13 protein-coding genes and 1 riboswitch are annotated in these 14093 nt (G+C 46.0%); of the genes, 3 read left to right on the top strand and 10 right to left on the bottom strand.

Features of this window, described 5'->3' with window-relative positions:
* Positions 1-9: 9 nt before the first annotated feature.
* Positions 10-465 (top strand): DoxX family protein, encoded by a 456-nt coding sequence (locus R7Z50_RS22965; RefSeq protein ID WP_047102549.1) that lies wholly within the window; start codon positions 10-12, stop codon positions 463-465.
* A gap of 31 nt (positions 466-496) precedes the next feature.
* Here the strand turns inward: R7Z50_RS22965 and R7Z50_RS22960 are convergent, their stop codons facing one another.
* On the bottom strand, positions 497-778 hold the full coding sequence (locus tag R7Z50_RS22960) for a hypothetical protein (protein WP_005378786.1): 282 nt from the start codon (positions 776-778) through the stop codon (positions 497-499).
* Positions 779-869: 91 nt separating this feature from the next.
* Positions 870-2063, bottom strand: coding sequence for a multidrug effflux MFS transporter (locus R7Z50_RS22955; protein ID WP_005382927.1), 1194 nt, complete (start codon positions 2061-2063; stop codon positions 870-872).
* 107 nt (positions 2064-2170) lie between these two features.
* On the opposite strand from R7Z50_RS22955, the gene R7Z50_RS22950 reads away from it, so the two are divergent.
* Together R7Z50_RS22950 and R7Z50_RS22945 are read left to right on the top strand one after the other, a co-directional pair.
* On the top strand, positions 2171-3112 hold the full coding sequence (locus R7Z50_RS22950; RefSeq protein ID WP_005378791.1) for a LysR family transcriptional regulator: 942 nt from the start codon (positions 2171-2173) through the stop codon (positions 3110-3112).
* A gap of 203 nt (positions 3113-3315) precedes the next feature.
* The gene (locus R7Z50_RS22945) at positions 3316-5106 is read left to right on the top strand and encodes an aminopeptidase P family protein (RefSeq protein WP_065274961.1); all 1791 of its coding nucleotides are present in this window, start codon (positions 3316-3318) and stop codon (positions 5104-5106) included.
* 128 nt (positions 5107-5234) lie between these two features.
* Here the strand turns inward: R7Z50_RS22945 and thiH are convergent, their stop codons facing one another.
* From thiH to R7Z50_RS22905, 8 genes are all read right to left on the bottom strand, one after another.
* Positions 5235-6347: a 2-iminoacetate synthase ThiH gene (thiH, locus tag R7Z50_RS22940; protein ID WP_065274962.1), complete on the bottom strand. Its 1113-nt coding sequence runs from the start codon at positions 6345-6347 to the stop codon at positions 5235-5237.
* Positions 6348-6381: 34 nt separating this feature from the next.
* On the bottom strand, positions 6382-7149 hold the full coding sequence (locus tag R7Z50_RS22935; RefSeq protein WP_005397059.1) for a thiazole synthase: 768 nt from the start codon (positions 7147-7149) through the stop codon (positions 6382-6384).
* Positions 7150-7154: 5 nt separating this feature from the next.
* Entirely contained in the window at positions 7155-7409 is a 255-nt protein-coding gene (gene thiS, locus R7Z50_RS22930; protein WP_318149271.1) for a sulfur carrier protein ThiS, read from the bottom strand.
* A gap of 38 nt (positions 7410-7447) precedes the next feature.
* A complete protein-coding gene (gene thiF / locus R7Z50_RS22925; protein WP_318149270.1) occupies positions 7448-8221 on the bottom strand; it encodes a thiazole biosynthesis adenylyltransferase ThiF in 774 nt (257 codons plus the stop codon).
* On the bottom strand, positions 8208-9623 hold the full coding sequence (locus R7Z50_RS22920) for a thiamine phosphate synthase (RefSeq protein ID WP_318149269.1): 1416 nt from the start codon (positions 9621-9623) through the stop codon (positions 8208-8210). Before R7Z50_RS22920 ends, thiF begins: the two co-directional genes overlap by 14 nt.
* Complete coding sequence (thiC, locus tag R7Z50_RS22915; protein ID WP_318149268.1) at positions 9623-11563, bottom strand: phosphomethylpyrimidine synthase ThiC; 1941 nt, start codon at positions 11561-11563, stop codon at positions 9623-9625. Before thiC ends, R7Z50_RS22920 begins: the two co-directional genes overlap by 1 nt.
* 165 nt (positions 11564-11728) lie before the next feature.
* A riboswitch (TPP riboswitch) is annotated at positions 11729-11827 on the bottom strand.
* 61 nt (positions 11828-11888) lie between these two features.
* On the bottom strand, positions 11889-12272 hold the full coding sequence (crcB, locus tag R7Z50_RS22910; RefSeq protein ID WP_005430379.1) for a fluoride efflux transporter CrcB: 384 nt from the start codon (positions 12270-12272) through the stop codon (positions 11889-11891).
* A 123-nt stretch (positions 12273-12395) separates the two neighbouring features.
* Complete coding sequence (locus R7Z50_RS22905; protein ID WP_318149267.1) at positions 12396-13778, bottom strand: multicopper oxidase family protein; 1383 nt, start codon at positions 13776-13778, stop codon at positions 12396-12398.
* Positions 13779-14093: the final 315 nt, after the last annotated feature.

The following is a 14093-nucleotide window of genomic DNA, read 5'->3' as shown; positions in this document are numbered from 1 at the left end:
GAGCACTCTATGACGGATACGGTTAAAAACTTAGTGAATCGGTACGACGATTTAATCAGTACCTTACAAGCTGGCTTTGTCCCTTTACTACTTCTCTTTTGCCGCTTTTGGGTTGCTTGGGTGTTCTTCAATTCAGGACTAATCAAAATCTCATCTTGGGATAGCACGCTGTACTTATTTGAGCTGGAATACCAAGTGCCAATCTTGCCATGGGAATTGGCGGCTTATTTAGGTACGGCTGCGGAGTTGGTTCTACCGGTGTTCTTGGCACTAGGATTGATTACCCGCCCGATGGCAGCAATGCTGTTTGTGTTCAACATCATCGCAGTGATCTCTTACCCACTGTTGTGGGAGAAAGGTTTTTATGACCACCAACTTTGGGGATTGATGATTCTTATCATAATCGTATGGGGGCCAGGACCGCTGTCTTTGGACCACATCCTGAAAAAGAAAATGACGAGCTAAAAAAATCCCCGCATCATGCGGGGATTTTTTATTATTTATTCAAGTAAGCCAGTAGCTCTTCTGCTGAGATACCTTGCTGAGCGAGGTCTTTTGCCATCTGCTCGACTTGTTCATCTTTGCGTGACTCAATCACTTGCTGAAATTGGTACACGATATCACGCAAAATTGGCAGAGGTACTTGTTTAGCCGCACTACGAATACGCTCGGAGCTTTGATTACCCAGCTCATTAAGCAACTTGCCAAACATCACCTTTTCTGGTGAATCTTCCATTTGCTCTAGAATACGAGCCATTTCATACGTGGTTAACGACATTACTTTTTGAGTTCCGTTATGGTGTCAGGAAAAGTCTGAGTGACAAATATACACGCCTTACTTACATTGGAAAATACTAAATTACACTGATTTACGCTTTCGCAAAGCTCGAGTGCCAGTTCTTCCCTGCTTTTGTAAACAGAACGACCAACGCAGGTAATAGGACCCACATATGAATTGCGATCAAGGTTTGTGGATCCAGAGATAAGCGTTGCAGTGTACCCACCAGCAAACCAGAGCCACTCATTTGGAACAATCCAAGCAGTGCAGCTGCCGTGCCCGCCTTATCACCAAACGGTTCTAACGCTTTCCCTGCCGCTGCACCCAGAATGAATGCAAAACCTACAGAAGACATGAAGATAGGTAGCATGAAAGAAAGCGCGGTATTCTGACCATTCATCACTAGCATGATCACACCTGCGAGGCCCAGAGTTGAGATCCCGGTGACCAAGGTGTTGTGAGTTCCAACGCGCTCCATAAACTTAGGCGCCAGCATACATGCCGCAATGTTTATCACCGCATTTACACCAAACCAGAAAGTGAATTCATTCATCGACAGCCCCATCCCCGTCATCAATACCGACGGTGCTGAGGTAACGTAAGCAAGAATAACCGCCATCGCCATCAAGCATAATGACGCATGGAAAACAAAAGATGGTGTGCTAAGCACTGCCCAATACCGACTAAGCTTAAACACGGCTTGCTTTTCTGTTGACGGGTTAGTCTCTTTCATCATGAAAAACATTAATGATCCAGACACCACAGCAAAACCCGCCATAAAGCTAAAGTTAGCACGCCAGTCAAATTGCTGAGTTAACCAGCTACCTAGAATTGGAGCTAAAGCCGGAATGAAACAAATCGCACCGTTAAGGTAGCTGATCATTTTGCCGCTTTTTTCCGGGCCAAAGATATCGCGAACTGTTGCAAAGGCTGCTACCGATGTCGCACACGCACCTAAGCCTTGTAGCAGTCGGGAAACCAACATCCACTCAATATTTTGAGCACTCCACGCCAATAAAGCGCTCATCGCGTAAATGGTGATACCGCCCAGTGCAACAGTTCGACGTCCGAGTTTATCTGCTAGGGGACCTGCGAATAGCTGACCAACACCCATAGCAAATAAGAACCAAGTGATCGTGTCTTGTGCTAGCGCATTATCGACCTGAAAAGTGGAAGCAATAAGAGGTAAAGCAGGTAGATAAATATCAATCGCTAAAGGACTGAAAAGAACCAAAAGGGTCAATAACGCCATCTGTTTTTTACTATTAGAAAACTGGCTAGACACACAACACTCCGAATTGGATAAAGAACTTTGGGTAAAGCTTAATCATCTGATGATATGAATGGAAATGATGTATAATCATGAGCATTATTCCTCAGAGGAAATTCACTGTGAACGTCGAAAAACTGGCTCGTATCGATTTAAATCTATTGGTCTGCTTTAAAGTGCTGATTGAAGAGTTAAACGTTACTCGTGCGGCCCACCGATTGTGCTTAAGCCAATCCGCCGTAAGTAAATCACTGGCTAAACTGCGCATTCAATTTGATGACCCGCTTTTCACTCGAAACTCACATGGATTAACACCTACGCCGCGCGCATTGTTTCTTAAACCGAAACTGGATCTGTTGATAAATCAGTTAGAAGTGCTGACTCAACCCGAAGAGTTTTCTCCGCAAAGCAGCGAATACCGTTTTCAAATAGCAGCGGTAGAGAGTGTCTACCCTCTCATTCTACCCCATTTCTTACCGGCGATTTTTCAACAAGCACCTGGCGTGACAATTAGCACACACCCGTGGTCGGATAATACATTTAAAATGCTTCAACGCGGCGAACTGGATTTAGGCTTAACTGGAAAAGATATCGATATAAACGATGCCAAGCTGACTCTTCAACCACCCGATGACATTTGCGAGTTGGAAATTTATCGTGATTACCAAATGTGCATCATTCGCAAAAACCACCCTGCGCTAAAACAACCTTGGAATCTGGAAGCCTATCTCGCCCTACGCCATGTACAAGTACGTTGTGATGGCAACGACCGTTGGTTGCTGGATTATCGCCTTGCAGATATTGGCGCCGACCGCGATATTGCCGTCACCGTGCCCGACTTTAACAGTGCCGCAAGTTTATGTTCATACACCGACTTTATCTTTACTGCGCCAAGTCATTTTGTGCAACTTGCGGCCAAACAGCTTGATTTGGTCGTGCTGCCACTACCGTTAGAATTCCCACCTATGGCTTACACTTTATTCTGGCACCGAGATAGAGAAAACGACCCTGCATTAGGCTGGCTACGTACGATGATCACACAAAAAACCGATCACCTTAGATAAAAACACCGCACTCAATTTGCGCTTAGCGGCTAAAATGAGTAGCTTAACTGTCGTAGTCCTTTTTGGCTCATCTATGGCCTAGTTGTACTCCGACTCTATTGAAGTGATTGCGAACCTCAATGGAATCGTAAACTGCATGAAGCAGATGGAAACAGCTCCCACACCTGAGCATGAAGGAGCGGTAATTTGAAGGAATAACACAGATGCACAACGATACCCAAAGCCGCGTGAATGCAATTCGCGAATGGCTAGCACAACATAATATTGATGCCCTACTTGTCCCTCATGAAGACGAGTACTTGGGTGAATACGTACCAGCGCACAACGAGCGTTTACATTGGCTAACTGGCTTTACTGGTTCTGCTGGTGCTGCGGTAATCACCAAAGACAAAGCCGCTATCTTTGTTGATGGTCGCTACACAGTACAAGTAACAAAGCAGGTTCCTGCTGATCTATTCGAATACCGTCACTTGATTGAAGAGCCTGCACTAGATTGGATTAAAGACCATCTTGCAAATGGCGCGTCTGTGGCAATCGACCCTCGCATGCACAACGCTGCTTGGCTAGACATGGCACAAGCAAAACTTGCTGGCGCACTTGAGCTTAAGATTCTCGATAGCAACCCAATTGATGAACTGTGGCACGACCGCCCTGCTCCTGTGGTTTCTGATGTTCGCCTAATGGCAACAGAAGCAGTTGGTCAGTCAAGTGAAAGCAAACGCCAAGAAATCGCAGAGCTCGTGAAAAAAGCCGGTGCAGACAGCGCAGTGATCACAGCACTTGATTCTATCTGTTGGTTACTCAACGTTCGTGGTCTTGATGTATCACGTCTACCAGTTCTGCTTTCTCACGCGATTCTGCACTCAGACTCAAGCGTGGAATACTTCCTAGATCCTGCTCGCCTACCTGCTGAGTTTGACGCTCATGTTGGTGCCGGCGTGACGGTTCATCACCCAGAAGCATTGCAAGCACGACTAGAAAACCTAACTGGCAAGAATGTACTGGTTGACCCTGCGACAAGTAACGCGTGGTTTAAGCTGGTGCTTCAAAACGCAGGCGCATCTGTGGTGAGTAAAGCTGACCCATGCCTAATGCCAAAAGCGGCGAAGAACTCAGTTGAAATCGCAGGCATGAAAGCATGTCATATCCGTGATGGCGTAGCGATGAGTAAGTTCCTATCTTGGTTAGATGCTGAAGTCGTTGCGGGTAACCTGCATGATGAAGCGACGCTGGCAGACAAACTGGAAGCGTTCCGTAGCGAAGACCCGACACTTATGGATCTTAGCTTCGATACTATCTCGGCAGCAGGTGGCAACGCGGCGATGTGTCACTATAATCACGAGAACCAACCTGAACCTGGCAAGCTAGAACTGAACACACTTTACCTAGTGGATTCAGGCGGTCAGTACCTAGATGGCACGACAGACATTACGCGTACCATCGCGATCGGTCAGCCTTCACAAGAGATGATTAAACAATTCACTCTCGCGCTAAAAGGCCACATCGGTGTTGCACGTGCACGTTTCCCGAAAGGCACACGTGGTTACCAAATCGATACGCTAGCTCGTCAGCACCTGTGGGCGGAGGGCTACGATTACGATCACGGTACTGGTCACGGTGTCGGTCACTTCCTAAGTGTTCATGAAGGTCCGGCGAGCATTTCGAAGAAGCAAATCGACGTGCCTCTAACAGAAGGTATGGTGCTATCCAACGAGCCAGGTTACTACCGTGCGGATGCGTTTGGTATCCGTATCGAGAACCTAGAGCTTGTTGTTGAAACCCCAACTAACGGTGACTTCCCTGTTCTATCATTTGAGTCGCTAACACGCTGTCCAATCGACAAGCGCAATATCAACGTTGATATGCTAACTCGTCCAGAGCTTGCTTGGTTGAATGATTACCATCAGAAGGTATGGGATGAGATCAGCCCACTTGTTGAGGGTGATGTGAAAGAGTGGCTTCGTCAAGCAACGCTACCAGTAGCACACAGCTAGAAGCTAGAAGCTAGAAGCTAGAAGCTAGAAGCTAGAAAAAAGTAGAGGGTTGATGTTTTGCATCAACCCTCTTTTTTTGCCTATGTTTCACGTGAAACATAACGATGACCAGTGGCTTTCTTTGCTACTTAACCAGAATACGCCGAGTGCCAATCTCGCCATACAGGATCAAAGCCTTTGGCTCGAATCATATCTTCCACAGAAGCAGCACTTCGCTCATCACTGATCTCAAACTGCTCGAGTTCAACATCATCCATCGCATAACCACCCGGCTGAGTTTTAGATGCAGCAGACATACTGGTGATACCTAACGGTAATGCATTGTCTCTGAACTTTGGTGATTCACGAGTCGATAATGACAACTCCACTTCTGGATTCAACAAACGATAAGCGCAAATCAGCTGAACAAGTTGCTTATCCGTCATGACTGATTTGGGTTGTAGCGCGCCCTCACAAGGACGTAAACGTGGGAAAGAAATTGAGTAACGAGTCTGCCAATACGTGCGCTCAAGATAGTCCAAGTGCGCTGCCACATAAAAGCAGTCGGTACGCCACTCTTCCAACCCTATCAATGCGCCAATACCGATCTTATCGATGCCCGATTTTGCAAGACGATCGGGTGTATCCAATCGGTATTCGAAATCCATCTTATTGCCACGCAAATGGTGCTCGGCGTAAGTCGAAGGGTGATACGTTTCTTGATAGACCATGACCGCATCTAAACCCAATGTCTTGAGCTCAGCGTATTCGTCTTGATCAAGTGGCTGTACTTCCATCGCTAAATAGTTAAAACGTTGCTTAATCATCGGCACCATTTCGCGGAAGTATTTCATGCCCACTTTGGTTTCGTGTTCGCCAGTCACCAGCAATACGCTATCAAACTTCATGCGCTTGATTGCTTCGACCTCTGCAACCACTTCGTCCCGATTCAAGGTACGACGTTTGATTCTGTTCTCCATCGAGAAGCCACAATAAGTACAAGCATTGGCGCACAAGTTAGAAAGGTACAATGGAATATAAAGCGACATGGTATTGCCAAAACGCTTGCGAGTTGCCGAGTATGACAACTGCGCCATTTGCTCTAAGTACGCTTCAGCCGCTGGTGAAATTAGCGCTTTAAAGTCTTCCAAATCACGCTTGGGTTTATTCAATGCTCGCTCGACGTCTTTTGCCGTTTTCGCATAGATCGACATCGAAATGTCATCCCAATTAAGCTGCTTAAATTGTTCAACGAAGCTCATGTTTTCCTCGCTTATTAGCTAAATCAATCTAGGGCTAAAGCTCATCTAGGAATGACGTCAGTGGACTCGACGCAACCGCATGAGAAACCTTACCAGCAAGTCCGGCTTCATAAGCCATACGCCCCGACTCTACCGCCAACTTAAATGCCTTCGCCATCGCAACAGGATCGCTCGAAGCCGCAATCGCGGTATTAACAAGCACGGCATCCGCGCCCATTTCCATTGCACGCGCGGCATGTGAAGGAGCACCAATACCCGCATCGACAACCACTGGAACATTAGCTTGGTCGATGATGATCTCTAGGAAATCGTGAGAAACTATCCCTTTGTTGGAACCGATCGGTGCACCTAATGGCATGACCGCAGCACAACCTACTTCTTCCAATCGTTTACACAGAACCGGGTCAGCATGACAGTAAGGAAGAACAATGAAGCCTTCACGAACCAGTTGTTCAGCGGCCGCAAGTGTCTCAATTGGATCGGGCATCAAGTACTTCGGGTCTGGATGAATTTCTAGTTTTAGCCAGTTTGTACCTAACGCTTCTCGCGCAAGTTGTGCAGCAAACACAGCATCTTTAGCATTCTTTGCACCTGAAGTGTTCGGCAATAAGTTCACACCCGCTTGTACTAACGGCAACAAGATATCGTCTTGTTGGTCGTTCACATCCACACGCTTCAACGCCATGGTCGCAAGTTGAGAACCCGATACTTGAATCGCTTCTGCCATTAATCGGCTGTTGGCAAACTTCCCTGTTCCCGTGAACAGTCTTGATTCGAATTGTTTATCACCAATTTTAAGCATCGACTTTAACCCCCTGCGATTGCTTGAAACAAAGAGATGCTATCTCCCTGTGAAAGAACTGTGCTAGCCCACTCACTGCGCGGCACAACATTGTTATTAATTGCAAAAACACAGCCCATTTCAGGCAGCGCAAATTGACTAATGATTTGCTGTAGATTCGACTCACTGGCAACTTGATGTGACTGGTCATTGATGACAATAGTGATCACATCTAAGTCAGCTGCAGTCATTTGTGTTGTTTGTTGTCCTGATAACGTCATTGCTTCCAACTCTCTTAATTCTGCCTATTACTCATAAGCTAAATCTGAGCACACACTTGGCACTGTTTGTCTTTACTTATCGCCATGGTTTGCCATTGCAGCTTCAATCCATCGAACAGGTGTAACTTGGCAGTCTCGACATGAAACTTTCCCGTCGCCAGTTTTTGAATTGCCGCTATCGCTTGGTAGTTGCCAAGTGTACCCACCACCGGACCGACGACACCGCTCTCACTGCACTTTTGCGTTTGCGGTAATTCGTCGAACGGATACAAACAGCGGTAACAGGCTTTACTCTGCGCTTCTTGTTCACTTGGTGTTTGGTAATCAAAGACAGCGAATTGCCCTTGCCAACCAATTGCTGCCGCCGAGATGAGCGGCGTATTTTGCTCGAAACAAACTTGGTTAATTAGCTGGCGCGTTGGCATGTTATCGGTGCAGTCGAGCACCACATCCGCTAGCATCACCTCAAGCTGTAACTGTGCTTTGTCTAATCGCTTATTGAGAGCACGAATTTGAACCATAGAATTAAGTTCAGTGAGTTGCTTTACAGTCGCTTTTGTTTTCGCAACTTGGAGGTCTTGTTCACGATAAATGATCTGACGCTGTAGGTTACTGCTATCAACCTCATCGTCATCAACAACAACCAATTTACCAACACCCGCTGACGCCAAGTACAAACTCGCTGCGCTCCCTAACCCACCACAACCGATGATCAGAACATGCGATTTGCTCAAACGCTCTTGCCCACTTTCGGCAATTTCAGGCAGAGCGACTTGACGTTGATAGCGAAGAAACTGCTTATCCGTGAGCATGCTCGCCTCTCTTGGTATGCGCTAATTCACTAATCTGATCAGTAAACGTTAGCTGTCTTTCCTTCATCAGTTGTGCAAAAAACTCGATGACGGACTGAGGTAATTCTGCCAACGTAATAGCTCGCACAACTGCCAAACTAGAAACACCTGTTTGCCAAACTTGGTCAGCATTAGACTGGTCAATACCACCAATTGCGACCGTCGGAAATCCAAGTACATAGTCACTACCTGCTTTGTCTTTTGCAGGACGGAAAGCAGCCTCTGTATTTGTATAAGGAATGCTATCAATCAGCTTTTGATACAGAGCCAAGCGCACCAAACCTTGTGGTTTCGATGGCATCTGTTTAGTGGTGGTTGGGAAAATATGCCCTAGCGCGATGTAACTAGGATGAATTTGTACGATGCGCAGTAGCTCATAATAACCATGAGTAGAAAGACCAAGACGAATGCCCGCTTTAGTTAGCTGAGCCAAATTCGATTCTTCTATGTCTTCTTGTCCTAGGTGAACGCCATAAGCGCCATGCTTGATTGCCAACTGCCAGTAGTCATTGATAAACACTTGTGCTTGATACTGACGACCTAGCTCAATTGCTCGAATGATCTGTTGTTCTAAATCGGCTTGTTGTGGGTTCTTGATTCGCAGTTGAATAGTGTTGATGCCTAGTGGCAGTAGACGCTCAATCCAAGCAACATCATCAACGACTGGATAGAGCCCTAGACTTTGCTTAGTTAGAGTTGGAAAGCTAACGCTCTCGCCTTGTGCAGACCAACCAACTTGAATACCTAGTCGGTTATCCTCCAGTACAGGTGTGGGGAAATCATCAAATTGGACAGCCCACTGAGTAGATCTTTCCTCGTTAAGGTTGTCATTCAACAGTGTTTCACGTGAAACATTCGCTTGTTGAGTTAGCATTCCTCGAGTAAGTGTTAACGCATCTTCGATAGGAAAATCGAGTACTGTCAGCGTTACTATCCAAGCAAGGTGATGTTCAGGATCGAACATTGCGTTGAATTTGGACTTAACGGAAAGCGCTCTCACTTCGTTGTTAATTGGGTGACGCCAGATATCAAGCTGAAGCACTTTCTCCTTTTCATCGGATACCTGCGTATCAGCAATGCCAATATAAATCGCTTTCGACGGTTGCTTAGCACACGCTTCTACCGATAAAGCAGAGCGGTAATAGAGCACAAATGAAGTCTCATGCTCAGAGTCATAACCATCAGTAAGATCTGTCGTTATGCGTGTGGTCTGTTGGTCGCGAACAAGCTGAATAGATTGAGTTGGGCTCACACCCAACTCGATGTCTTCGATGCTAAAACCCTGTTCTTTCGCCAACAACAAACATTGCTGAACTAAACCAGTCAGTTCAATCAATGATGACGGAATAAGGATTTTGCTCATTAGTCACTCACCTCGGCATGTGCTGCTGGGTGGTATAGCTCAGAACCTGTATCTCTAAATTCTTGCGATTTCTGACGCATCCCCTCAAGAGGATCATCCAGCATTTTGATCGATATAGCTTGGTCCGCAGCAACTTGCTCAGTGTCTTTCGCATACTCTCGTACCTCTTGCGAGATCTTCATCGAGCAGAACTTTGGTCCACACATCGAACAGAAGTGAGCAACTTTTCCAGACTCTTGAGGCAAGGTTTCATCATGGAAAGCGCGTGCAGTATCTGGGTCGAGCGACAAGTTAAATTGGTCTTCCCAGCGGAACTCGAAGCGAGCTTTAGAAAGCGCATTATCACGGACTTGAGCACCAGGGTGCCCTTTCGCTAAATCAGCAGCATGAGCAGCAAGCTTGTAAGTGATCATGCCTACTTTCACGTCTTCTTTGTTTGGTAAACCAAGATGCTCTTTAGGCGTTACGTAGCAAAGCATTGCACAGCCATACCAACCGATCATGGCAGCACCGATGCCTGAAGTAATATGGTCGTAACCAGGAGCGACGTCTGTCGTCAGCGGACCAAGCGTGTAGAAAGGAGCTTCATGACAGTGCTCCAACTGCTCTTCCATATTCTCTTTGATCATGTGCATTGGAACATGACCAGGACCTTCGATAATCACCTGTACGTCGTATTCCCACGCTATCTTGGTTAACTCACCAAGGGTACGAAGCTCTGCAAATTGCGCTTCATCGTTAGCATCAGCAACCGAGCCAGGACGCAGACCATCACCAAGAGATAGTGCGACATCGTATTTAGCACAGATTTCACAGATCTCTCGAAAATGGGTGTATAAGAAGCTTTCTTGGTGATGCGCTAAACACCATTTCGCGATGATAGAACCACCACGAGAAACAATGCCAGTAACGCGTTTTGCAGTCATTGGCACATAACGAAGTAGTAAACCGGCATGGATAGTGAAGTAGTCTACGCCCTGCTCTGCTTGCTCAATCAGAGTATCGCGCATCACTTCCCAGTTAAGGTTTTCCGCCACACCATTCACTTTCTCAAGCGCTTGATACATTGGTACGGTACCGATAGGAACCGGACTGTTACGTAGAATCCACTCGCGAGTTTCGTGAATATTACGTCCAGTAGAGAGATCCATAACGGTATCGCCACCCCAGCGCGTTGCCCATACTAACTTCTCTACTTCTTCTTCAATCGAAGAAGTGACCGATGAGTTACCGATGTTGGCGTTCACTTTGACCAAAAAGTTACGCCCAATGATCATTGGTTCGGATTCTGGGTGGTTAATATTAGAAGGGATAATCGCGCGACCTTCGGCGACTTCTTTACGCACAAACTCGGCGGTAATGTCTTTTGGAAGATTCGCTCCGAAGCTTTGACCCGGATGTTGTTGATTCAGCACTTCATCGCGGTACTGAGCACGCCCCATATTTTCACGTAGGGCGATATATTCCATTTCTGGGGTGATAATGCCTTTGCGAGCATAGTGCAATTGAGTCACGCACTGCCCATCTTTGGCACGTCGAATACGTGGTAGATTGCCGTAACGAAGATCGTCTAGCGTTTCATCTTCTAGGCGTTCTTTGGTGTATACCGAGCTTACTTCATCGAGTAGTTCAGTATCGGCACGCTCTTCAATCCACCTTTCTCTCAGCTTAGGTAAGCCGTTGTAGAGGTCTATGGTGTGTTCTGGATCTGTGTATACACCCGAGGTATCGTAAACACGTACTGGCTCATTAGGCTCGAAAATGGGCGCTTCTTTTGTGCCTCCAATAAGGCTATCAGCGAGTGATATTTCACGCATTGGCACACGAATATCAGGACGTGAACCTTCTACGTAGACTTTGCTTGAATTTGGGTACGGTTGTACCGAGAGTGTATCAATGAACTGTTTTGCTTCCAGTCTCGCTTGCTTGCGACTCGACATAGCATTTTTCCTTGCTTTGTTATGCTTAGATAAAAAGTATTGGGATAAAAATGCTTGGCGGATAGATGCGACAAGAGGAATCGAATTAAGGACAAGTTGAGCGAGTGCTCTTCGTCTATAACAACATTCGACTATTTGATAGGTCGACCAGATAGAACCCTGGTGTAGATATCTTCTCTTGTTCCCTTCGCAGATTCTAATCTGATCAGGTTCAACGGATCCCGAATTAACGGTCTCAGCCTTATGGCACTCCGACAAGTAAAATCAGTATATAAAAACGGCTTGGTTAAACCAAGCCGACCTGATTAAGATTTGAGTATTTTTGCTAGCTACGCATCAATAATTGGAAACCAATCCACGCAGCTGAAATGCTTAACACGACATTCAGCAATACGTTCAATCCCATCTTAAAGAAAGCGCCCTGCTGCATAAGCAGCACGTTATCCATCGAGAAAGTAGAGAATGTGGTTAATGCGCCCAAAAAACCAAGACCGATGATTTGACGCCATGGGTCAGTGACCATCAACTCAGTTTCAAACGCAGCAATCAGTAGACCCATAATAAATGAGCCAACCACGTTCACGGTCAAGGTACCGTACGGAAAGCCACGACCGAGTAGCATCACACAAAGTTCAGAAATTAAGTAACGAGAACATGCACCAAATGCGCCACCCAATGCAATAAAACCCAAAACGGATAGTTGTCCCATAATTCCCCCAGAAAAGTTAATGGCGACATTGTAATCAAATTTACGGCAATAGTGATTATACAATCTTAGAATTCAGCAAAGTATAGCGCTTAAAACTTATCAAGATTTAAAAAGTTACAGGAGTCACTTTACTTCGATGTAACCCATCAAACCCGTCTTCATGTGTTCAATCACATGACAATGGTACATCCAACGCCCTGGGTTATCTGCAAAAAATGCCGCTTTCGCACTGCCATTTTTTCCAAGTAAGACCGTATCGGTATGAAACGGCTCATCAAGTTTTTTGCCATCTAACTCAAGAACAGTAAACGTGTGCCCATGAAGGTGAATAGGATGATGATATTGGGTGACGTTCTTAAGGTTGAAGATATAGGTTTTTCCGAGCTCCAACGTTGAAAGCGGCGCTGGAATGTTATCTTTACTCATTCCCTCCCAAGCTCGTTTGTTCATCAGCCAAAACTTAGGTATCGCTTTGCCCGATTTATCGGCAGGAGTGACCGCCCCCTCCCATTCAAACACATAATCAATTTGTTCCGCATTTTCTAAATCAAGATCAGGCACAGGGTTTAGAGGCAATAAAGGCAGTTTCTGATTGCTCGGCAGGTCAGACTCAACAACTTCGAACTCACACAAAGGGAATGGGAAGCGTCCTTTCATTTGACGCACATAAACACGTTCTCCAGCCTTCGAAGCTATCAATCCGACATCTAACCTCATTCCCGGACCAATTTTGTGCTGAGTGAGCTTATAAGGCGTTTTAACAGGATTACCATCAATAGCAATAACCCAAGCCTCTGCGCCTTCTATAGCTATCGGGTAAGTAATGGTGTTATCGACATTAGCAATTCTTAGTCGCGTGGTTGCATTCTGCTTCAGCATATAAACAGGCTCATGAACACCATTAACGCTACTCCACTCTCCGGGGGTCCCCATACGAGCACTCATGCGCGGCACCATAAGATTCTTCCACTGACCTTGTTTGTCTAAATGCCAATGCTTGAGGACGACTTCATGCTCTTCATCAAACTGAACAGGCTCTGCCTCTTCAACGACAATTAGCCCGACTAAGCCCATACCAAGTTGCTTAACACTATTCATGTGTGGGTGATACCAAAATGTGCCCGCATCTGGTGGTGTAAATTCATAAACGAATGTTTCACCCGGCATGATAGGCGGCTGGCTCAAGAAAGGGACACCATCCATTTCAATAGGGATTCGCAAGCCATGCCAGTGGATTGTAGTCGGCTCTGAAAGCTTGTTGGTAAATCGAATTATAGCCTTCTCGCCTTGGCGACATCGAATCGTAGGTGCTGGAATCGAACCATTAAAGGCAAGTACATCCGTCGCAAACCCTGTTACCAATTCAGCAGTAGAAGGCTCTGCAGTGATATCGTATATATGCTGACCTTGTTTGTTAGTGCTCTTAGATAGAGAACATGCAGGCAGAAAGGTAAGCGCAGAGATCGCTAAGGAAGATTGAAGAAAGCGTCGACGAGATATATCCATACATAGTTACTCATTAATCCAGATCGGTTGAGTGTAACTAAATATAAATAGTGATTCCCCTTTATTATTAAAATTTCGGGCCACTGATCATTACAGCTAACAGTAGTTTCGTTCAGTAGATTAAATGCTGCCAAAGTACAGCAGAAAGCCATACTTACGGGATAAGAGTCGAAATAAGCTGTAATAATGAGAAGAAACCAGATACAAAAAAGGCTCTGACTTAAGTCAGAGCCTGATATATGGCAGGGGTGGAGAGATTCGAACTCCCAACACGCGGATTTGGAATCCGCTGCTCTGCCAATTGGAGCTACACCC

Source organism: Vibrio sp. 1249-1, assembly GCF_033340495.1.
Note: the sequence above shows the minus strand (reverse complement) of the source record. Positions and strands in the feature narration are given on the sequence as shown.

Bases quoted from the DNA above. Each gene is read 5' to 3' on its own strand.
- R7Z50_RS22965 (WP_047102549.1), top strand. From the start codon at position 10: ATGACGGATACGGTTAAAAACTTAGTGAATCGGTACGACGATTTAATC.
- R7Z50_RS22960 (WP_005378786.1), bottom strand. From the start codon at position 778: ATGTCGTTAACCACGTATGAAATGGCTCGTATTCTAGAGCAAATGGAA.
- R7Z50_RS22945 (WP_065274961.1), top strand. From the start codon at position 3,316: ATGCACAACGATACCCAAAGCCGCGTGAATGCAATTCGCGAATGGCTA.
- thiH (WP_065274962.1), bottom strand. From the start codon at position 6,347: ATGAGCTTCGTTGAACAATTTAAGCAGCTTAATTGGGATGACATTTCG.
- R7Z50_RS22935 (WP_005397059.1), bottom strand. From the start codon at position 7,149: ATGCTTAAAATTGGTGATAAACAATTCGAATCAAGACTGTTCACGGGA.
- thiS (WP_318149271.1), bottom strand. From the start codon at position 7,409: ATGACGTTATCAGGACAACAAACAACACAAATGACTGCAGCTGACTTA.
- thiF (WP_318149270.1), bottom strand. From the start codon at position 8,221: ATGCTCACGGATAAGCAGTTTCTTCGCTATCAACGTCAAGTCGCTCTG.
- R7Z50_RS22920 (WP_318149269.1), bottom strand. From the start codon at position 9,623: ATGAGCAAAATCCTTATTCCGTCATCATTGATTGAACTGACTGGTTTA.
- thiC (WP_318149268.1), bottom strand. From the start codon at position 11,563: ATGTCGAGTCGCAAGCAAGCGAGACTGGAAGCAAAACAGTTCATTGAT.
- crcB (WP_005430379.1), bottom strand. From the start codon at position 12,272: ATGGGACAACTATCCGTTTTGGGTTTTATTGCATTGGGTGGCGCATTT.
- R7Z50_RS22905 (WP_318149267.1), bottom strand. From the start codon at position 13,778: ATGGATATATCTCGTCGACGCTTTCTTCAATCTTCCTTAGCGATCTCT.